Below are 19222 nucleotides of genomic sequence, written 5' to 3'. Positions count from 1 at the left end.
GTACAGCTGATATGAGTTGAGTCTGTCCTTCACAAACACCTCCGGAGATGTCAGGACGGGATGTATCAGATTCCCTTGAGGACCCGGGGCTGATCCGCGGGGTCCTCCCGACGCCTTCGGAGGTGTTTGTCATGTCTGTTCAGGCCGCGGCGGCCGGTGATTCACCCGTTGTTGTTGCTGTCGATGTTGGCAAGAGGGTGGTCGCGTTGTCGGTCACTGATGCGGCCCGGCACCGCTTGTTGGGTCCGCTGGACTTTGAGATGTCGGGGCGGGGACTGGACGGGGTCCTGGCTTTGATCAGGACCAGGCTGGTCGGCATTGATGCCCCCGTGAGAGTCGGGATCGAAGCTGCCGGGCATTACCACCGGCCGCTGCTCACCGCGTCCGTGTGGCCCGCAGGCTGGCAGGTGCTGGAACTGAATCCCGCGCACGTGGCCGAGCAGCGCAGGGTCCAGGGACGCCGGCGGATCAAGACCGACGCCCTGGATCTGGAAGCGATCACAGAGCTGGTCCTCAGCGGCCGCGGCGTTCCTGTGACTGCGCGCGAGGCTGTGATCGGCGAGCTCGGCGCGTGGGCGGCGCACCGGACCCGCAGGGTCCAGGCGCGGACCGCGACGAAGAACCAGTTGCTGGGTCAGCTGGACCGGGCCTTCCCCGGGCTGGCCCTGGTCCTGCCGGACGTGCTCGGCACGAAAGTGGGAAGGCTCGTTGCCGCTGAATTCGCCGACCCGAAGCGGCTCGCCGCACTGGGCACCGCCCGGTTCATCCGGTTCGCGGCCGCCCGGGGGCTCCAGGTGCGCCAGCCGCTGGCCGAACGGCTCGTGGATGCCGCCCGCGACGCGCTGACCACGGTGGACGCACCGGTGGCCCGCCGCGTTCTGGCCGCCGATCTGGCCCTTCTGGCGGAACTCTGCACACAGATCGACGCATCCGAGGCCGAACTCGCCCGGCTGCTGCCGCTGAGCCCCTTCGCGACCCTCACCACCACCCCGGGCTGGGGCGTGGTCCGCGCCGGCAACTACGGCGGCGCCCTGGGCGACCCGCACCGCTGGCCCGGACCGTCACWGATCTACCGGGCATCGGGTCTGTCCCCCACCCAGTACGAATCGGCAGGCAAACGACGCGACGGATCCATCAGCAGGGAAGGCAACGTGGCACTRCGCCGGGCCCTGATCGATCTCGGCATGGGGCTCTGGTTCAACGACGCGCCCRGCCGGACCTACGCCGCGGCGCTCAGGACCAGAGGCAAGCACGGMGGCGTCATCGCCTGCGCGATGGCGCACCGCGCATCACGGATCGCCTACGCCATGGTCCGGGACCAGACCATCTACGACCCCGGCCGCTGGAAGTGACAAACCGCGGCACACCATGAGGCCAACCAGACATCCCCTTCCCGGAGCCAAAGGAGGTGCACGCAGCATCCCTTCACAACCCGGGGCGGCGGTGAGACGCTGGAACCGGCGAAGGGCCGGAGCAGACGCCGATACAGCTATGGCGGACGCCTTCCGCGTTACGCCGTCTCTAGCTTGGCGCCCGGCCCTTCGCCCCGCGGGCAACCCGAACGACGCCAGATGACCCGGGTGAAATAGCCGAGGTCGCATAAGTCAGCGTGGGCGCCCACAGACCAACGCCGGTCCAGCCGCCAAACCGCCCCTCCACAACACTTCAGAACGCCCGCCAGACACACGGGGCGAACCGTCACGCCCGGGGCATGCACTTGACACGACCTATAGCCAGCTAGCTAAGTACAGCTAGCGCCCGCTTAGGGGCCAACGGATGATCCCGGCTAGGCTGGTCAGGTGACCCAGATCCAGCTCTCCGCCCTAACCACGTCCGCCGTCGGCGGCCCCGCCGGCAGCTACATCGAAGCCCGCAGCGAGGCCGGCATCATCGACGCCGTGCGCACGGCGGACGCCGCCGGCCAGCCCTTGCTGATCATCGGCGGCGGCTCCAACCTGCTGGTGTCCGACGACGGATTCCCCGGTACTGTGCTCAAGATCGCCTCGGAAGGGTTCACCGTCAACGCCGAGGACTCCTGCGGCGGCGTGGCGGTGGTGGTCCAGGCCGGTCACAACTGGGACGCCTTCGTTGACCACGCCGTGAAGCATGCCTGGTCCGGCGTCGAGGCGCTCTCCGGCATCCCCGGCGCCACGGGCGCGACTCCCGTGCAGAACGTCGGCGCCTACGGGTCCGACGTCTCGCAGACGATCGCCGCGGTACGGACCTGGGACCGGGAACGCAACGCGGTGAAGACCTTCACGAATTCCGAACTCAAATTCGGCTACCGTGACTCCATCCTGAAGCGGACCACCGTCAACGGATCGCCGCGCTTTGTGGTGCTCACCGTGGAATTCCAGCTCCCGCTCGGCCGGATGAGCGCCCCGGTCCGCTACGCCGAACTCGCCCGGGCGCTCGGCGTCGAGCAGGGCCGGCGGGCCTACTCCAACGACGTGCGGCGCGAAGTGCTGCGGCTCCGGGCGTCCAAGGGCATGGTCTGGGATGCGAACGACCGTGACACCTACTCCACGGGGTCCTTTTTCACGAACCCGATCGTGTCCGAAGACATCGCGGCACGGCTGCCGCAGGAGGCCCCGCGTTACCCGGCCGGTGCGGATGGGCTGACCAAGCTTTCGGCGGCCTGGCTGATCGATCAGGCCGGGTTCGTCAAGGGCTTCGGGCTGGACCCGGACAGCGTCTCGGGTGGCCGGGCATCGCTGTCCACCAAGCACACACTCGCCATCACCAACCGGGGCGGGGCGAGCACGGCCGACATGCTGGCTGTTGCGCGCGAGGTGCGCCACGGCGTCGTCGAACGTTTCGGCATTGAACTGCACCCGGAACCGCTGCTGATCGGCGTCGCTCTCTAAGGTTGCTCTGGCGGAAGGCCGGTTCTCCAGGAAGGCCGGGCCGCCTACCGGTCCGTGTGGCGGGGGGCCACCTTGCTGAAGAGCATGAAGGTGAAACCGGAGGCCGCGGCCCCGAGCAGGAAGACCTGGCAGAACGCCACGGACTGAACGCTGGGCCCGCTTTGCAGCACCAGTCCGGCGCACGCAAACGCCACGGCGCCGGCGAGAAACGCCAGGGAGCCGAGCAGGAAGGCCTGTACGGTGGCCGGAAATTCGCCGGCGTAGTCGAACTGGAGCTCCCGGCCCCGCGGGGCAATGCTGCCGCTCTTCATGCCTGCCGGCGTCCGTGCCTGAGACCGTGCCCGCGGCTGCAGCGCAGCGGCCGTGACGAAGCTGCCCACGGACACTGCCATGCACAGCCCTGCCACCAGCTGCAGGGTGCTCATCATGGGCGAAAGCCGGGTGCCGCTGGCGATCGCGACGGCGAGCCCGGCAGCCATGCCGGCGGCGCTGGAGGCCCAGCCCAGCAGGGCCAGCTTCCGGCACAGGGGCCGCAGCAGCGGCCACACCTCACTCATAGTCATGCATCAAGGCTAAAGAGGTCCGCTGGACGGCGGCTGGGAAGAGCCGGGCAACAGCCCGACAGCCGGCGCAGGCGACCTACCATAGACCCATGGCAGCAGTGACGGGCACCGGTCGGCTCAGCCCCGGGATCATGGGCAGGCTGCGGCTGGCCGCGCAGGGACTGCTGGGACCAGGGTTCCAGTCCGTCCCGGAAGCCGTCCGCGCGATGACGGCAATGCAGGCCCAGGACCTGCAGGCCGTGCTCTGGGCCGTCGGCCAGCGGGTGCCCGGTTCCCGCGTCGATGACGTCCGCGGGGCGCTGGACCGGGCGGAGATCGTCCGTTCCTGGCCCATGCGCGGCACCTTGCATGTGCTGGCACCCGAGGATTTGAAATGGATGCTGGCCATTACCTCGGAGAGGCTGATCCGTGGCATGGCCGGGCGCCACCGGGACCTCGGCATCGGTGACGCGGATGTGGACGCAGCAGCGGGGTCCGCGTTGCGGCTGGTCTCCGCAGGAGCAGCCAGCCGGGCGGAATTGTTCCAGGCCTTCGAACGGGCGGGCCAGTCCACCGCGGGCCAGCGCGGCATCCATCTGCTGGGGATCCTGTGCCAGCGGGGATTGCTGGTGCAGGGGCCGCTGGCAGGAAACCAGCAGCTGGTGGTGGCGTTCGGCGACTGGATCACCGAGTCGCGGACCCTGGACCGCCCGGATGGCATCGCCGAGTGGCTGCTGCGCTACCTGCGCAGCCACGGCCCCGCAACGGAACGTGATTTTTCCTGGTGGTCCGGCATCCCCCTGACGGAAACCCGCGCGGCCCTGGCCCGCGTCAAGGACCGCCTGGTGGAGCTGGAGTTCGCGGGGACCAGCTACTGGCTCGCGCCGGCAACGGCCGCGCTGCTGGACGACGGCGTGCCGGGGCAGCGCACCGTGCTGGCGCTGCCGGGGTTTGATGAATTCCTGCTCGGCTACGCGGACCGGTCCGTGGTGCTGGCGCCGGAGCACGCTGACAAGATCGTCCCCGGCGGCAACGGCATGTTCAAGAAGACCATTGTGGCGGGCGGCACGGTGATCGGCACCTGGGCGGGGCCGCCGGGCGGCCGGGGCGCCGGCGTCGTGCCCGAACCCTTCGATGCTGTTAACGGGCTGCGGCCTGCCGCTCAAAAGTCCTTTGAGCTGCAGGCCGCGAAGTACCGCAGATTCCTTGGTGCCTGAACGGGCGCCTGAAATCCCTAGAGGTTTCCGGTGGCGATGCGGAGCATGCGCCGCAGCGGCTCGGCGGCGCCCCAGAGCAGCTGGTCGCCCACCGTGAACGCGCTGATGTACTCCGGGCCCATCTCCAGCTTGCGGATGCGGCCCACCGGAATGTCCAGGGTGCCGGATGCCGCCACGGGCGTGAGATCGGCCATCGAGGCTTCCTTGGTGTTCGGCACCACGCGGGCCCACTGGTTGTCCGCGTCAACGAGTTTCTCGATCTCGGCCACCGAGAGGTCTTCGCGCAGCTTCAGTGTCAGGGCCTGGGAGTGCGAGCGCATCGCACCGATCCGGACGCACAGGCCGTCCATGATGATCCGGTTCCCGGCGGAGGTGCCAAGGATCTTGTTCGTCTCCACCCCGGCCTTCCATTCCTCTTTGGACTGGCCGTTGCCGAGGTCCGCGTCGATCCAGGGGATCAGGGAACCGGCCAGCGGGACGCCGAACTGGGTGGCGTCGATGCCGGAGCGCTGGTGCGCCAGGACCTTCCGGTCGATCTCCAGGATCGCCGACGCCGGGTCGTCCAGTTCGGTGCTCACCTCGGCGTTGAGGCTGCCGAACTGGCTCAGCAGCTCACGCATGTGGCGTGCCCCGCCGCCGGAGGCCGCCTGGTAGGTCATGGACGTGCCCCACTCGACGAGGTCGTTCTTGAACAGCCCGCCCAGTCCCATCAGCATGCAGGACACGGTGCAGTTGCCGCCGATGTAGTCCTTCACCCCGCCGGAGAGGCCGGCGTCGATGACGTCCCGGTTGATGGGGTCCAACACGATGATGGAGTCCTCATTCATGCGCAGCGTGGAGGCGGCATCGATCCAGAGGCCGTCCCAGCCGCGGCCGCGGAGCTCGCCGTGGACCTGCTTGGTGTAGTCCCCGCCCTGGGCGGTGACAATAATGGGCAGCTTCGCCAGCGTCTCGAGGTCGAATGCGTCCTCGAGCTTGCCGGCCGCGCCAGCGCCGGCAATGGCCGGGGCGGCGGCGCCCGCGTTCGAGGTGGAGAAGAAGACGGGGTTGATGGTGGCGAAGTCGCCCTCGTCCTGCATGCGCTGCATCAGGACGGAACCGACCATGCCACGCCAACCGACCAGGCCGACGGACGGGGTAGCTGCTGTAGTCATGGGCCCAGTTTAGACTTCACCGCCCGCCTGGCGCAGTCGGTTACGTCACGGGATCTATTCGCCGCGCGGCTCTTCCAGCAGCGCCGCCTTGCGCCGGCGCAGCGCAAAGACCGCCCCGAACGTGAAGACCTGGGTCACCACCACCAGCACGATCGCCCCGAGGACCTTGTTGCCGCCCAGGATCATGGTGAGCCCCACGATGGCCGAGAGCAGCGCGAGCAGGGGCAGGAGCATGTACCCCAGGACAAAGAGTGTCTCGGGCTTGCGCAGCATTACTTGGCCTCCGTCCGGCGCCACAGCGTGATCCGGTAGCGGGTGCCGTTGGCCGAGGTCAGCCAGCCGTTGGCGGGGAGGCTGGCGGAGGCGGTCCAGTCGTAGCCGAGGTCGGGAGCGAAGGTATCCCCTTCGGCGTTGGTGTCGATTGTGGTGACGACGGCGACGTCGGCAAGGTCCAGCGCCTGCGCAAAGATCTCGCCGCCGCCAATGATCCAGACCGTCTCATGGCCGGGCACGAACTGGGATTCGAGCAAAGCGTCGTCGAGCGACGCGACCGCGACGGCGCCTTCCGCGCCGGGGGTGTCCCGCCAGGCGGCCTGGCGGGTGATGACAATGTTTGTCCGGGCGGGCAGCGGGCGGTACTTGTCCGGGAACGACTCCCAGGTCTTGCGGCCCATGATGACCGGGTGCCCGGAGGTGAGGCTGCTGAAGTGCCTCATGTCCTCGGGCAGGTGCCACGGCATGGCGCCGGCCTGGCCGATGACCCCGGTGCTGGTCTGGGCCCAGACCAGCCCCAGGCCAGTGGTGGACGCGCGGAGTTGCTCAGTGAAATCGCCGGGCTGCACGCCCGGGGTGGCTTCGTTGCTCATACGGCTATCGGGGCCTTAATCGTCGGGTGGTGCTGGTAGCCGACCACCTCGAAGTCCTCGAGGGTGTAGTCGAAGATGGAGTCCGGCTTGCGGGTGATGTTCAGTTGGGGGTAGTCGTAGGGCTCGCGGGCGAGCTGCTTGAGGACCTGGTCCATGTGGTTGTCATAGATGTGGACATCCCCGCCGGTCCAGACGAATTCGCCCGGTTCCAGGCCGGTCTGCTGCGCAACCATGAGGGTCAGCAGGGCGTAGGACGCGATGTTGAACGGCACGCCCAGGAAGGTGTCCGCGGAGCGCTGGTACAGCTGGCAGGAGAGCTTGCCGTCGGCCACGTAGAACTGGAAGAACGCGTGGCACGGGGGCAGTGCCATGTCCTTGAGTTCGGAGACGTTCCAGGCCGAGACGATGTGCCGGCGCGAGTCCGGGTTGGACTTCAGGTTCTCGATGAGTTCGGCGATCTGGTCGATGTGGCCGCCGTCGGGCGTGGGCCAGGAACGCCACTGGACGCCGTAAACGGGGCCGAGTTCGCCGTCGGCGTCGGCCCATTCGTCCCAGATGGTGACGCCCTGGTCCTGCATCCATTTGACGTTCGTGTCGCCGCGGAGGAACCAGAGCAGCTCCACCGCCACGGACTTGAAGTGCACCCGCTTGGTGGTGATGAGCGGGAAGCTCTTGCTCAGGTCAAAGCGGAGTTGGCGACCAAAAACGCTGAGGGTGCCGGTTCCGGTACGGTCTGATTTGTGCGTGCCGTGCTCGAGGACGTCGCGCAGGAGGTCTTCATAGGGCGTAGGGATGCTCACGGTTCCAGTCTACTGAGAACTGGCTTTCTCTCCTTATTTGTCTTGCTGGCTGAGCTTAGCGCGGAGGATCTCCAGCAGGGCGGCGTCGTCCAGCCCGGCACTGCGGCCTTCCGCAATATAGCGGTCGACGGCGGCGATCACGGCCGCGGGGGCCGCGCCTTGAGCCTGGGCGCCCGCGGGGGCCGGCAGGGCTGGCTTGCCCGCGACCACCGTGCCGTTGCGCCGCCGGGTTTCGATCAGTCCGGCCAGTTCGAGTTCCTTGTACGCCCGCGCGACGGTGCCGGCGGCCAGGCCCAGGTCCGACGCAAGGCTGCGGACTGTCGGCAGCCGGGTTCCCGGTGCCAGGGTCCCGACTGTGATGAGGGAGGTGATCTGCGCCCGGATCTGTTCGAAGGGGGGAACCGGCGACCGCAGGTTGACGGAGATCCCCACGCTCACGTGGCGGGCTCCTTGTCCGGCCGCTGAGCTGGAGCGGACGGTGCCCGGGCCGGCATACGGACAGGGATGACGGCGATGACTATGGCAGCGGCGCCCAGCACAGAGCCGGCCAGGGTTGCCGGCCACCACGATCCGGCGGCCGGATCGACGGCTTCACCGAACGCGGCCGGCCCGAACACGGCCGCCCACGCCTGGCTCTGGTTCAGCAGCAGGACTGCGGCCTGGGCGGTGAGGGCGGCCGCGAGGGTCCGCACGACACGGTGGAGGGTGATGGCGCGCAGGGCGGCGTCCAGGCCGCGCGGGGCGTCGCGGACGCCCCGGCGGAACCAGACGGTGAGGAACGCCGGCAGGGAGGCAGCGCAGGCCCCGGCCGTCAGCAGCCCGGCCGGAACCCAGCCCGGTCCTTCGGCGAGGCGCGCCTGCCCCGCCGCAGTGACGCCCAGGACGGCAAGGAATACGAGGAGCGCCAGGACAGCCGTGGTCAGCAGAGCGGGGCTGGCCGGTTGCCGAGGCCAGCCGCGCGGCGCTTCGGGACTTCCGTAGTTGCGCTGCAACAGGAACTCGCCGGCGGCAATGACCAGCAGTACGGAAGTGGCCGTCAGCGTCACGAAGCCTGCAAAACCGTAGCTGGCGGCAGCCATGAGGAGCTGGGAAAGGAAGGCGCCGGCGACCAGCGGCACAGCGGCCGCCAGCCCCAGCAGCGCCCCGAGGGAGGAGACCAGCCTGGCGGCCGGGTGTTGGCGGCCGGTGGCGAGCCCTGATTCCGGTCGGTTCCGGACGCCCAGCCTGGCGGCCGCGAGCCGCGGGGGCCGCCACCACCACATGACGAGGAGGACCACGGTTGCCGCGAGGCCGGCGAAGTTCGTCCACGACGTCATCCCTTGGGCGGGATCGGGACGGGACGCGAAGTTCCCCGCGATGACTGTCAGCCCGGCAGCCACCGTGGACACTGTGCGCAGCAGCCTGTTCATCGCGATGGTCCGCAGCAAAGCGTTGTCCGCCGGGTCGAGGGACTCCAGTTGGCGGCGGCGGGCGATCAGCCACAAAACCAGCCACGTCCCGGCGGCCAGCACCAGCAGGGCGCCGCCGAGCCAGGTGGCCGCTTCCGGTCCGGGGATGCGGCCGTCGCCTCCGCCGTTGTAATAGTTGTACTGATCGTCGCTGACCGTGGTGGGGGCCACGGCCGCGAATCCGGGCAGCGTGGCAACCCGGGCGATGGCCGCGGCGGCCGAGACGAAGATCGCGGCCGTGGTCAATGCCAGCCTGCGGGGCAGGAAGTCCTTGATACGCCGCACAGACAGCATGGCCTCCCGCCGCATTCGCCGCGGTCCCGGGTAGCTGACCTGGCCCAAGGCGTGCACGGCCAGGCAGCCCAGGACCGGCCACGCCAGGGCCGGGACGATCGACTCGGCGCTCACCAAGGAGACGGCCGCTGACGGATTGGCGGGGATGATGCCTAGAGTCATGGCGCCCTGGAGCGAGCTCGCCAGCCAGCCGATCACACCCACCCACAGCCCGTGCTCCGACACGCTCTGCGGCGAGGTTCCGGCCCCGGGGGCCCAGATCACCCATCGCAGCACGGCATAGACGAGCAGTGCTGCGATCGCCGGGCCGAGCAGCAGCATCGGCGGCAGGTAGAACAGGGCCGGCATGGAATCCCCCAAGATTCAGCAGTAATGTACCAAGCTATTGATACAAACTAGGCGTGGGGGCCCCGGGGGTCAACGACCTCAGTCGTCGAACGGCTTAAACCGCTCCACCGCAACTATTTTGTTCTTGCTATGGTGCGCCACGTGGCACACGATGATCTCGCCCGGCGCCAGAAACGGGTCCGAGGACGGCAGCAGATCCCGGAGGCGGGAGTTCATGTGCTTTGCGAGTTGCTTCAGGACGGTCGGCAGGGCCGGGCGGTGCGTACACACAGCCACGGCGCGCTGCTTGTCGAACAGCGCCTCGACGACGGCGGCCGTCTTCTGCGGGCTGCGGCCGTGCCGGTGCTCGGTGAGGGCCTCGTTGAGCTTTACCTTGGCGTCGGCCGCCTTTGCGTACGGGGCGATGGTGGCCACGCACCGCCGCCAGGGGCTTGAAACGATCCGCCCGGGCTTCCACGCCTGCAGGAGCCGCCCCACCGACTGCGCCTGCCGCATGCCGGTAGYAGCCAGCGGGCGGTCACCCTCGGCCTTGGACCACGAAGATCGGGGCTTGGCCTTCGCATGGCGCACGATCAGCAGCGGCCAGGTCTCCAGTTCCCCGCGGTCGTGGGCGTTCACGAGGTGCTGGAGTGGTTCGATGTCGCCCGGGTTGCTCAGGAGGCGGGCGGCCTTCTCGGGCGGGCACCACATGACGCTGTCGACTTCAGTGCCGTCCGGCAACAAGGCAGCGCCGTCGACGTCGACCGCCCAGTAGTGGACCACCTTCAGCCCGGCCGGCACATGGTAGTGGATGGGCGGAAGCGGGATCCCCAGGGGCGCGATGAGCCCGATCTCCTCCTCCACCTCGCGGACGGCGCACTCCGGGATGGTCTCGCCCGGGTCGATCTTGCCCTTCGGCCAGGACCAGTCGTCATACCGCGGGCGGTGAATCAGCAGGACCTCGAGCTGGTCCTTGGTTGCCGAATTGAGGCGCCACGGGATGGCGCCTGCCGCCGTGACGGCAACCTCTTCGCCGGGCTGGTCGGCCTGGTCCTCAACCAGTTCATCGCTGCTCACACTCACGGTCCCTACCGCAGGCTGGTCGAGCGCTGGCGGGAGCGGGAAGCGAGCAGCCAGGACTGGACGTCCTTGAGGTTCTCGCCGTCTTCTGCCAGGTGGTGGCGGGTCCATTCGCCCTGCTTGTCCAAGTGCCAGCTGGCGGTTTCGGGCACCATGTAGCGGTTGAGCAGGTCCAGGACATAGCTCGTGTCGTCGCCGCTGGTCAGCTGTACCAGGGCCTCCACCCGGCGGTCGAGGTTGCGGTGCATCATGTCGGCAGAGCCGATGTAGACCACCGGGTCGCCGGCATTGGCGAAGGCGAAGACGCGGGAGTGCTCCAGGAAACGGCCCAGCACGGAGCGGACCGTGATGTTCTCGCTCAGGCCGGGAACGCCGGGCCGCAGGGAGCAGATGCCGCGGACAATGACGTCCACCTGCACCCCGGCCTGGGACGCGCGGTACAGGGAATCGATGATGGCCTCGTCCACCATCGAATTGACCTTGATCTGGACGCGGGCGGCGATGCCGGCCCGGGCGTTCCTGATCTCGGTTTCGATCCTGTCGATCAGACCGGACCGCACCGAGCGCGGCGCTACGAGCAGCCTCTTGAACGTGGACTTCGGTGCGTAGCCGGAGAGCTGGTTGAACAGCTTCGAAAGGTCTTCGCCGACCTGTTCGTTCGCCGTCAGCAGGCCCAGGTCCTCGTAGTAGCGGGCCGTGCGCGGGTGGTAGTTGCCGGTGCCGATGTGGCAGTAGCGGCGCAGGCCGTCCACTTCCTGGCGGACCACGAGGGAGAGCTTGCAGTGGGTCTTGAGGCCCACGATGCCGTACACCACATGGACCCCGGCCTGTTCCAGTTTCCGGGCCCAGGAGATGTTGGCCTGCTCGTCGAAGCGGGCCTTGATCTCCACGAGGGCCAGGACCTGCTTGCCGGCCTCAGCGGCGTCGATCAGTGCATCGACAATCGGGGAGTCCCCGGAGGTGCGGTACAGGGTCTGCTTGATGGCCTGGACTTTGGGGTCCGCGGCCGCCTGTTCCAGGAACGCCTGGACGGACGTGGAGAAGGAATCATACGGGTGGTGCAGGAGGATGTCCCGTCGCCGCATGGCGGCAAAGACGTTGGCCGCCTTGGAGGTTTCCGATTCGTTGAGGTACCGCGAGGTGTGCGGGACGTGCTTGGGGTAGTGCAGGTCTGCCCGGTCGATCCCGGCAATCACCGAGAGCCCGCGCAGGTCCAGCGGTGCCGGAACGGAGTAGACCTCGGATTCCTCGACGCCGAGCTCGCGGATCAGCAGGGCACGGATGTTCGGGTTGATGTCGTTGGTGACCTCCAGCCGGACCGGCGGGCCGAACCGGCGGCGCAGGAGTTCCTTCTCCAACGCCTGCAGGAGGTTCTCGGCGTCGTCCTCTTCGACCTCGACGTCCTCGTTGCGGGTCACGCGGAAAGTGTGGTGCTCCAGGACCTCCATGCCGGCGAACAGCTGGTCCAGGTGCACGGCGATGACTTCTTCGAGCGCGATGAACCGGGCCACACGCCCTGGGACGGAGCCGGCGCGGGCGCCGTCGATGGAGATCAGGCGGGGGAGCTGGTCCGGGACCTTGACACGGGCGAAGAGTTCCTTGTCGCTGACCGGGTTGCGGACCACCACGGCGAGGTTCAGGGACAGCCCGGAAATGTAGGGGAACGGGTGCGCCGGATCCACGGCCAGCGGCGTCAGGATCGGGAAGACCTTTTCCGCGAACATGGCGCTGAGCTGGTCCTTGGCCTGCGAGTCGAGTTCCTCCCAGTGCATGAGGTGGATGTGCTCGTACGCCAGGGCGGGACGGATCTGCTCGGCGTAGACGCGGGCGTGGCGCTGCTGGAGCCGGTGGGCCTCCTCGCCGATCTGCTCCAACACCTGCATGGGGCTCAGCCCGGCGGGGGAGGGGACCGCGAGGCCTGTGGCGATCCGTCGCTTCAGGCCGGCCACCCGGACCATGAAGAACTCGTCCAGGTTGGAGGCGAAGATGGACAGGAAGCTGACCCGCTCCAGCAGGTACAGGTTGGGGTCCTCGGCCAGTTCCAGGACCCTGGCGTTGAAGGATAGCCAGCTCAGCTCACGGTCCAGGAACCGGTCCGGGCGGATGTCGCCTTCAGGTTCCAGGTTCGGCGCGAACTCCGGAATGTCGATCCGGTCCTGGGTGGCGCGTGAGGCCGGCACTTCGGAGGAGCCAAAGCGGGCTCGTACCGGACGCGCCCCCTTTTCCGACGTAGCTGGTTCAGACGTGGATGTCCGGGCAGTATCCCGTGGCATGGGGTCTCCTCAATGCTGGCGCGATGTAGCTTCAACCTTACAAGCAATCATGGCCGGATGACCCCAGATTTCGGCCCGGCCGCGGTGGTCATCCGCCGACTTGACTAACGCCGTCCGGCGCGGGAGTCACGGCCGGTGGTTGCTGCTGCGCCAGCGGCGCGTACATGACATCGACATCCCAGCGCGTGAATCCGAGGCGGCGGTAGAGGGCGACGGCGGGCGCGTTGTCGGCATCGACGTAGAGCATCACGGCGCGGAGCCCGAGGTCCTGCAGGTGCCTGATGCCGGCGACCGTGAGGACCTTGCCCAGCCCGGCGCCCTGGGCATCCGGGGTCACGCCCACCACGTAGACCTCGCCGATCGCGGGGTGATCGCCGTGCCGGGGGTGCACCTTGGTCCAATGGAACCCCAGGAGCCGGTCCGCCGGGTCCACGGCCAGCAGGAAACCCGCAGGATCAAACCAGGGTTCGGCCATCCGGGCGTCCAGATCGGCGCGCGTCATGTTGCCCTGTTCCGGGTGGTGGGCGAAGGCGGCCTTGTTTGCGGCCAGCCAGGCGTCCTCGTCCCGGCCCGCCACGAAAGTGCGGAGCTGTACGCCCTCCGGGAGTTGGACCTCCGGCAATGCCGCTGCCGCCGTCATCAGCCGCATCTTCCACAACTCGCGGACGGCGCCGTAGCCGTAGCGGGCCGCGAGGTCCGCCGCGGCCTCGTGGTTTCCGTGGGACCAGGCTTTCAGGCCTGTAAAGCCGCGGACGCTTTTAAGTTCGCTCACCAGGCGGTCGCCCACGCCCTGGTTGCGGTAGCTGGGGTGGACGGCAATCTCAAGGACCCCTGTGCCGTCGGGCTCCTCGATGACGACGGCGACGCCGGCGAGGTCCTGCGCCGTCGCGGGATCCAACTTGTCGTCCGGGGCGTAGAGGGCCAGGGCCAATACCGAATGCTCGCCCGCGTCGGCGGCGCGCAGCGTGACAAGGGTCTGTTCGGACAGCGGCGGATTGCCGTCGGACTCCTCCGCCGCGGCGACCAGGGCGGCGACGTCCCGCAGCAGCCTGCCGCCCACGGTTCCTTTGACGGCAAGTACGGGCCAGTTTTCCGGGTGCGCAGGGCTCATGGTGCAAGGCTATCGGGTGCATGGCTGTCAGCGGCCGATTTTGTTGAACTCCGGACAGCGGCGTATAGTCGTTATCTCGTCCGGCGTTGAGCCAGATGCGAGGGGGATCCACCGCTGGGGTGGCCTCGATACGTTCGACCCGTATGTCCTCCACTGAGAATATTTACTGAGAGTATTTGCGCCGATGGATTGGTGCACCACGAAGGCCCCGGACTCCAGAGTCCGGGGCCTTCTGTGTTTAGTGCTATTTGGGTTTCAGTGCTGCTGGGTTCGGGCGGCCTTGGTGCTCAGGCCTCGGTGAGTTCGTCCTCGGGCTGGCGGACCAGGGTCAGGCGGTAGCCGACGTTGCGGACGGTGCTGATCAGGTTCTCGTGGTCGGCGCCCAGTTTGGCGCGCAGCCGCCGGACGTGGACGTCCACGGTGCGGGTGCCGCCGTAGTAGTCGTAGCCCCAGACTTCGGTCAGCAGCTGCTGGCGGGTGAAGACCCGGCCGGGGTGCTGGGCGAGGTATTTCAGCAGTTCAAATTCCTTGAAGGTCAGGTTGAGCGCGGCGCCGTTGACCCGTGCGGTGTAGCTGGCCTCGTCAATTACGACGCCGGCGGCCCGGATTTCGGTCGGCACGTCCTCCTTCTCCGGAACGGCGCGCGCGACGCCGAGGCGGATCCTGGCTTCGACTTCTGCCGGGCCCGCGGATTCCAGGAGGATGTCGTCGACGGCCCACGCCGAGGAGACGGCGGCCATGCCGCCTTCGGTGAGGATGAGCATCAAGGGGGCGCTGAGGCCGGTGGCCTTGAGCAGCTGGGTGAGGGAACGTGCGCCGACCAGGTCCTTGCGGGCATCCAGCAGGACGATGTCGCAGGGGTCGGTCTCGAGCAGTGCGGTGGGCTCGGCCGGCAGGATATGCACCCGGTGGTTCAGCAGTTCCAGAGCAGGCAGGACGTCCACGGATGTTCCGGTGCTGTTCGTCAATAGCAGGATGTGCGACATTGTTCCTCCAAGGGGTGTCCGCGCATCGTTGGGCGTCTTGTTGCTGATCCCGAGTATACCTAAAGGCCCCATTCCGGCCATGGTCCCGTCACCTCCGCCCACTGCTTTTGCGACACAAATCGTTCATATAAGGCAGGATTGAACCGTCAGGGCCCGCGGCCCGTTGAAATTGAGCCGAGTCGAATTGGGGTCCGCAGTGAGCGAAGATACGGCCATGGTGGGTCTGCCGATGGCGAGTAGACCGTGAAGCCGTGGAGCGTCGGGATCATTGGCCTGGCCGGCCTGGCGGCCATTGTTGCCGGCGCCTATTCCTCGCCCGAGGTCCTCCTGGCCGTCGCGGCCCTCTTCGCGGCCGGCATCGGCATCGGCTGGCCCTACTTTCTCGGCATCCCCGCCAAGAAGACCCTCGCAGCCTTGATTGGCCTGCCAGGTGTGGGGTCGGCGGTGGCCGCAACCTATCTTCCGGCTCCCGGCTTCCTGGACTGGACGCCGTCGTTCATGGCGGTCGGGGTCATGGCCATCTTCGTCATGCAGCTGATCCGGGGCACCGGGCAGGCCCAGCGCCTCGAATCCACCCTGGGCTCCTGCGCGGGTGTCCTGCTGTCCTGCCTGGGCGCCGGCTGGATTGCGAGCTCGCGCTTCAACGGAGTCCGCGAAATGATCCTCGTGGCCGCCGTCAGTGCAGCCATCGCCCTGATGGCGGGGTTGATCCGTTTACCTGACCGGATCGTTGCGCCGCTGGGCATCGTCAGCGCGGGGCTCGCCGGGCCGCTCGCCGGCCTGGTGTTCTCCGACATTGCCGTGCTTCCGGCCGCCCTCGCCGGCGTCGTAGTGGGGGCGGTGCTGGTGAGTTTCCGCCGCCTCGTCATCCTCAGCGGTGAGAGCCTGAACGTTTTGGCGGCCGTGGGCATGGGGCTGGGGCCGGTGTCGGCGGTCGGTTCCCTGGCCTACTTCATAGACAAACTACTCATCTACTAAGGGTTAGGATGGCATCATGTCCGTACTTGCATATGAGATCTTTTTCCTTGTCCTGCTTGGCGTGGCCAGCCTGTCCATGGCGTGGTTTGCCGGCTTTGTCGTGTACCGCCTCTTCAAAGGCCAGAAGTAACACGTTCCAGACCCCGTAGCTTCCAGAGGTAGATGCTGTGCCGATTGAAATCCCTACTGATCTGACCCCCGAAATCGTTCCGCTGTCCTGGCTCATTGGTGAGTGGGAGGGCAGCGGCCGGTTGGGGGCCGGGGACGAGGACTCCGAGCACTTCCTGCAGCACGTGTCGTTTACGCACAACGGCCTGCCGTACCTGCAGTACCGTGCCGAGAGCTGGCTGACGGACGACGAGGGCACCAAGCTGCGTCCCCTGACCGTCGAGACCGGCTTCTGGGCCCTCGAGCGCAAGCAGCGCGAGGAGGACGGTGGCCCCGGCCTGATCCCGGCGGACATCGTCCCCGTGCTTAGGAGCGCCGACGAGGTGGAGGCCCTGCGTAACAGCGACGGCGGCTTCGACATCTCGGTCTCCATTGCCCACCCCGGCGGGATCTCGGAGCTGTACTACGGTCAGATCAAGGGACCCCAGATCCAGCTCAGCACCGACATGGTGATGCGCGGCAGCCACTCCAAGGAGTACACGGCGGCCACCCGGATCTTCGGACTCGTGGAAGGGAACCTGCTGTGGCGCTGGGACGTGGCCACCGGCAAGGATTCGGCGTCCGGGGGCGGCCTGGAAGCCCACGCATCGGCCATCCTCGCCAAAGTAGGCTAAAGGCGCGGTCTCACTGATTTTTCCATTGTCAGCATCGACCTAGGAGAAACGCCGTGACTGACGAAGTCAGCAACACAGTCACCAGCTCAGCCCCCAGCCAAGCCCCTGGTAGCACCAGCTACGCCGACCTCAAGGCCGTGTACTTCAACGGCACCCTCAAGAAGTCCCCGGACGTGTCCAACACCCAGGGCCTGATCGAGGTCAGCCGCCGGATCATGGAAAAGCAGGGCGTCACCACCCGCGTGATCCGCACGGTGGACCACGACATTGCCAGCGGCGTCTACCCGGACATGCGCGACCACGGCTGGGCGACCGATGAATGGCCGGAAATCTACCCGGTCGTCCAGGAAGCGGACATCGTCGTCGTCGCCGGGCCCATCTGGCTGGGGGACAACTCCTCGCAGACCAAGAAGCTCATCGAGCGCCTCTATGCCCACTCCGGGCAGCTGAACGCGAAGGGCCAGTGGGCTTACTATCCCAAGGTGGGCGGCTGCCTCATCACCGGCAATGAGGACGGGATCAAGCATTGCGCCATGAACGTCCTGTACAGCCTCCAGCACGTCGGCTTCACCATCCCGCCGCAGGCCGACGCCGGATGGATCGGCCCCGTGGGTCCCGGGCCGAGCTATCTCGACGAGGGGTCCGGGGGTCCGGACAGTGATTTCACCAACCGCAACACAACCTTCATGACCTGGAACATGCTGCACCTGGCCCGGATGCTCAAGGACTCCGGCGGCATTCCCGCCTACGGAAACCTCCCCGACGCCTGGAAAGCGGGCACCCGCTTCGATTTTGAAAATCCGGAATACCGCTAGGGCCGGCCGGCCCCACGGTCCGACAAAGGCCGGCCGGCACCGGCACTGGATGCCGGGGCCGGAATACGCGCAGAGCTAAGGACGTTCCTTTCAATATGACTATCAAAAGCCCCCTGTTGTCGCGCCCGGCCGCGGTTGAGGCCAGCGGTGCCGACGCCGGCGTCGCCGCCCACTACGGCGAGCCGCTTCGGGAGCAGCGGGCGCTGGCCGCAGGCACCGCCGTCGTCGATCTCTCAAACCGCGGCGTGGTCACGGTCAGCGGACCGGACCGCCTCAGCTGGCTGAACACCCTGTCCTCCCAGCAGCTCACGTCCCTGGCCCCGGGCCAGTCCACCGAACTGCTGTTGCTGAGCGTTCAGGGCCGGATCGAGTTCGACGCCCGGGTGGTGGACGACGGCGCCACCACCTGGCTGATTGTTGAGGGAGCCGAAGCCGGCCCGCTCGCCGAATGGCTTAACAAGATGAAGTTCATGCTCCGGGTCGAGATCGCCGATGTCTCCGCGGACTGGGCCGTGCTCGGCTCCACCCAGCCCATCCCGGAGTGGTCGGCGCTGCAGGTTTGGGAAGACCCGTGGCCGCATGTCGGTGCCGGCGGCTACTCCTACGCGGTGGTGGGCGAGGACGCCCACCCCGGACTGGAACGGCCGTGGTTCGAGTACCTTGTTCCCGCGCCTGAGCTGGTCGCAACGGTGGGCGAGCGTGCCCTCGCCGGCACCATGGCGTCCGAAGCGCTGCGGATTGCCGCGTGGCGGCCCCGGTGGGGCGCGGAAACCGACGACAAGACCATCCCGCACGAGCTCGACCTCCTCCGCACCGCCGTGCACCTGGCCAAGGGCTGCTACAAGGGCCAGGAGACGATCGCCCGCGTCCACAACCTGGGCCACCCGCCGCGGCGGCTCGTGTTCCTCCAGCTCGACGGCTCCCAGCACACCCTGCCCGCGCCCGGCAGCGAGGTGCGTGCCGGCGACCGTAAGGTGGGCACCGTGACGTCCGTGGCGCAGCATTACGAAATGGGCCCCGTGGCCCTGGCCGTGATCAAGCGCTCCGTCGCCCCGGACGATGTCCTGACCGTGGTGGACGGTGACGAGCCCTATGCCGCGGCCCAGGAAGTCATTGTGGCTCCCGACGCCGGCCAGGTAGTGGGCCGCCAGACCGGCTTCCTGCGGGGCACCCGATGAGCGGCGAGTCGCCGCTGGGTTCGTCCCCGCTGGAAGGTGGCGCCGCGCCCGACGACGAGACCCTGGCGCTTGCCCACGCGCTCTTCGACGCCGCCCGCGAGGGCAACTCCGCGCTGCTGGGCGGCTATCTCGCCGCCGGCGCGCCGGCCACGCTGACCACGGCCTCCGGCGACTCACTGCTCATGCTGGCGGCCTACCACGGTCACGCCGGCACGGTCCGGCTGATCCTGGAGCACGGCGGCGACGTTAACGCGCCTAATGACCGCGGCCAGACGCCGCTGGCCGGCGCTGTCTTCAAGGGCTACACGGACGTCGCCCGGGAGCTGTTGGAGGCCGGTGCCGACCCCGACGCCGGCACCCCCACCGCGCGGGCCGCCGCGGAAATGTTCGCCCGCACGGAGATCCTGGCCCTCCTCGGCTGACGAGACCCGGTCCGGGCCCGCTGGAGGCCCGGCCGGCGCGGATCCGGGACGATTGCCCCCAAATACTCCACGTGGAATAATC

General features: G+C 67.9%; 19 protein-coding genes. 8 read left to right on the top strand and 11 right to left on the bottom strand.

What is annotated here, in order from left to right; genetic code table 11:
* The first annotated feature begins 131 nt into the window (after nucleotides 1-131).
* Nucleotides 132-1352, top strand: a complete 1221-nt coding sequence (locus AC1DR1_RS07235) for an IS110 family RNA-guided transposase (protein ID WP_476992399.1) — start codon at nucleotides 132-134, stop codon at nucleotides 1350-1352.
* A gap of 447 nt (nucleotides 1353-1799) precedes the next feature.
* On the top strand, nucleotides 1800-2867 hold the full coding sequence (locus AC1DR1_RS07230) for a UDP-N-acetylmuramate dehydrogenase (RefSeq protein ID WP_229996034.1): 1068 nt from the start codon (nucleotides 1800-1802) through the stop codon (nucleotides 2865-2867).
* A 44-nt stretch (nucleotides 2868-2911) separates the two neighbouring features.
* Here the strand turns inward: AC1DR1_RS07230 and AC1DR1_RS07225 are convergent, their stop codons facing one another.
* Nucleotides 2912-3430 carry a hypothetical protein gene (locus AC1DR1_RS07225; protein WP_476992398.1) on the bottom strand — a complete coding sequence of 173 codons (519 nt, stop codon included), beginning with the start codon at nucleotides 3428-3430 and terminating at the stop codon, nucleotides 2912-2914.
* An 89-nt stretch (nucleotides 3431-3519) separates the two neighbouring features.
* Between AC1DR1_RS07225 and AC1DR1_RS07220 the strand changes: the two genes are divergently transcribed.
* Nucleotides 3520-4626, top strand: a complete 1107-nt coding sequence (locus AC1DR1_RS07220) for a winged helix DNA-binding domain-containing protein (protein ID WP_476966162.1) — start codon at nucleotides 3520-3522, stop codon at nucleotides 4624-4626.
* Nucleotides 4627-4643: 17 nt separating this feature from the next.
* On the opposite strand, the gene asd is transcribed toward AC1DR1_RS07220, so the two are convergent.
* The 10 genes from asd to AC1DR1_RS07170 all read right to left on the bottom strand — a co-directional run bounded on the left by asd (nucleotide 4644) and on the right by AC1DR1_RS07170 (nucleotide 14965).
* A complete protein-coding gene (gene asd, locus AC1DR1_RS07215; RefSeq protein ID WP_476992397.1) occupies nucleotides 4644-5780 on the bottom strand; it encodes an aspartate-semialdehyde dehydrogenase in 1137 nt (378 codons plus the stop codon).
* Nucleotides 5781-5834: 54 nt separating this feature from the next.
* Nucleotides 5835-6053 (bottom strand): NF038396 family protein, encoded by a 219-nt coding sequence (locus AC1DR1_RS07210; RefSeq protein ID WP_229996030.1) that lies wholly within the window; start codon nucleotides 6051-6053, stop codon nucleotides 5835-5837.
* Complete coding sequence (locus AC1DR1_RS07205) at nucleotides 6053-6646, bottom strand: dihydrofolate reductase (RefSeq protein ID WP_229996029.1); 594 nt, start codon at nucleotides 6644-6646, stop codon at nucleotides 6053-6055. Before AC1DR1_RS07205 ends, AC1DR1_RS07210 begins: the two co-directional genes overlap by 1 nt.
* On the bottom strand, nucleotides 6643-7446 hold the full coding sequence (locus AC1DR1_RS07200; RefSeq protein WP_476966161.1) for a thymidylate synthase: 804 nt from the start codon (nucleotides 7444-7446) through the stop codon (nucleotides 6643-6645). Before AC1DR1_RS07200 ends, AC1DR1_RS07205 begins: the two co-directional genes overlap by 4 nt.
* Nucleotides 7447-7479: 33 nt before the next feature.
* A complete protein-coding gene (locus AC1DR1_RS07195; RefSeq protein ID WP_229996027.1) occupies nucleotides 7480-7884 on the bottom strand; it encodes a GntR family transcriptional regulator in 405 nt (134 codons plus the stop codon).
* Nucleotides 7881-9536 (bottom strand): hypothetical protein, encoded by a 1656-nt coding sequence (locus AC1DR1_RS07190; protein ID WP_476992396.1) that lies wholly within the window; start codon nucleotides 9534-9536, stop codon nucleotides 7881-7883. The genes AC1DR1_RS07195 and AC1DR1_RS07190 overlap by 4 nt, the downstream gene beginning before the upstream one ends.
* 78 nt (nucleotides 9537-9614) lie before the next feature.
* Entirely contained in the window at nucleotides 9615-10592 is a 978-nt protein-coding gene (locus tag AC1DR1_RS07185; protein WP_476992395.1) for an NUDIX hydrolase, read from the bottom strand.
* Nucleotides 10593-10603: 11 nt separating this feature from the next.
* Complete coding sequence (locus AC1DR1_RS07180; RefSeq protein WP_229995668.1) at nucleotides 10604-12868, bottom strand: RNA degradosome polyphosphate kinase; 2265 nt, start codon at nucleotides 12866-12868, stop codon at nucleotides 10604-10606.
* 88 nt (nucleotides 12869-12956) lie between these two features.
* Nucleotides 12957-13979, bottom strand: coding sequence for a mycothiol synthase (gene mshD, locus AC1DR1_RS07175; RefSeq protein WP_229995667.1), 1023 nt, complete (start codon nucleotides 13977-13979; stop codon nucleotides 12957-12959).
* Between the two features lie 287 nt (nucleotides 13980-14266).
* Complete coding sequence (locus AC1DR1_RS07170) at nucleotides 14267-14965, bottom strand: winged helix-turn-helix transcriptional regulator (RefSeq protein ID WP_028276526.1); 699 nt, start codon at nucleotides 14963-14965, stop codon at nucleotides 14267-14269.
* Nucleotides 14966-15208: 243 nt separating this feature from the next.
* On the opposite strand from AC1DR1_RS07170, the gene AC1DR1_RS07165 reads away from it, so the two are divergent.
* The 5 genes from AC1DR1_RS07165 to AC1DR1_RS07145 all read left to right on the top strand — a co-directional run bounded on the left by AC1DR1_RS07165 (nucleotide 15209) and on the right by AC1DR1_RS07145 (nucleotide 19140).
* A complete protein-coding gene (locus AC1DR1_RS07165) occupies nucleotides 15209-15943 on the top strand; it encodes a permease (protein ID WP_229995666.1) in 735 nt (244 codons plus the stop codon).
* Nucleotides 15944-16110: 167 nt separating this feature from the next.
* Nucleotides 16111-16725: a nitrobindin family protein gene (locus AC1DR1_RS07160; RefSeq protein WP_229995665.1), complete on the top strand. Its 615-nt coding sequence runs from the start codon at nucleotides 16111-16113 to the stop codon at nucleotides 16723-16725.
* Between the two features lie 137 nt (nucleotides 16726-16862).
* Nucleotides 16863-17540, top strand: coding sequence for a flavodoxin family protein (locus tag AC1DR1_RS07155; RefSeq protein WP_476992405.1), 678 nt, complete (start codon nucleotides 16863-16865; stop codon nucleotides 17538-17540).
* A gap of 95 nt (nucleotides 17541-17635) precedes the next feature.
* Nucleotides 17636-18718 (top strand): CAF17-like 4Fe-4S cluster assembly/insertion protein YgfZ, encoded by a 1083-nt coding sequence (ygfZ, locus tag AC1DR1_RS07150; protein WP_476966158.1) that lies wholly within the window; start codon nucleotides 17636-17638, stop codon nucleotides 18716-18718.
* Nucleotides 18715-19140 carry an ankyrin repeat domain-containing protein gene (locus tag AC1DR1_RS07145; RefSeq protein ID WP_476992394.1) on the top strand — a complete coding sequence of 142 codons (426 nt, stop codon included), beginning with the start codon at nucleotides 18715-18717 and terminating at the stop codon, nucleotides 19138-19140. Before ygfZ ends, AC1DR1_RS07145 begins: the two co-directional genes overlap by 4 nt.
* Nucleotides 19141-19222: the final 82 nt, after the last annotated feature.

Source organism: Arthrobacter sp. P4_F10, from assembly GCF_056401435.1.
The sequence above is the reverse complement of the archived record's forward strand: the minus strand, read 5'-3'. Positions and strand labels throughout refer to the sequence as shown.

Bases quoted from the DNA above. Each gene is read 5' to 3' on its own strand.
- AC1DR1_RS07180 (WP_229995668.1), bottom strand. From the start codon at position 12,868: ATGCCACGGGATACTGCCCGGACATCCACGTCTGAACCAGCTACGTCG.
- AC1DR1_RS07205 (WP_229996029.1), bottom strand. From the start codon at position 6,646: ATGAGCAACGAAGCCACCCCGGGCGTGCAGCCCGGCGATTTCACTGAG.
- AC1DR1_RS07210 (WP_229996030.1), bottom strand. From the start codon at position 6,053: ATGCTGCGCAAGCCCGAGACACTCTTTGTCCTGGGGTACATGCTCCTG.
- AC1DR1_RS07220 (WP_476966162.1), top strand. From the start codon at position 3,520: ATGGCAGCAGTGACGGGCACCGGTCGGCTCAGCCCCGGGATCATGGGC.
- asd (WP_476992397.1), bottom strand. From the start codon at position 5,780: ATGACTACAGCAGCTACCCCGTCCGTCGGCCTGGTCGGTTGGCGTGGC.
- AC1DR1_RS07225 (WP_476992398.1), bottom strand. From the start codon at position 3,430: ATGACTATGAGTGAGGTGTGGCCGCTGCTGCGGCCCCTGTGCCGGAAG.
- mshD (WP_229995667.1), bottom strand. From the start codon at position 13,979: ATGAGCCCTGCGCACCCGGAAAACTGGCCCGTACTTGCCGTCAAAGGA.
- AC1DR1_RS07170 (WP_028276526.1), bottom strand. From the start codon at position 14,965: ATGTCGCACATCCTGCTATTGACGAACAGCACCGGAACATCCGTGGAC.
- AC1DR1_RS07145 (WP_476992394.1), top strand. From the start codon at position 18,715: ATGAGCGGCGAGTCGCCGCTGGGTTCGTCCCCGCTGGAAGGTGGCGCC.
- AC1DR1_RS07190 (WP_476992396.1), bottom strand. From the start codon at position 9,536: ATGCCGGCCCTGTTCTACCTGCCGCCGATGCTGCTGCTCGGCCCGGCG.
- ygfZ (WP_476966158.1), top strand. From the start codon at position 17,636: ATGACTATCAAAAGCCCCCTGTTGTCGCGCCCGGCCGCGGTTGAGGCC.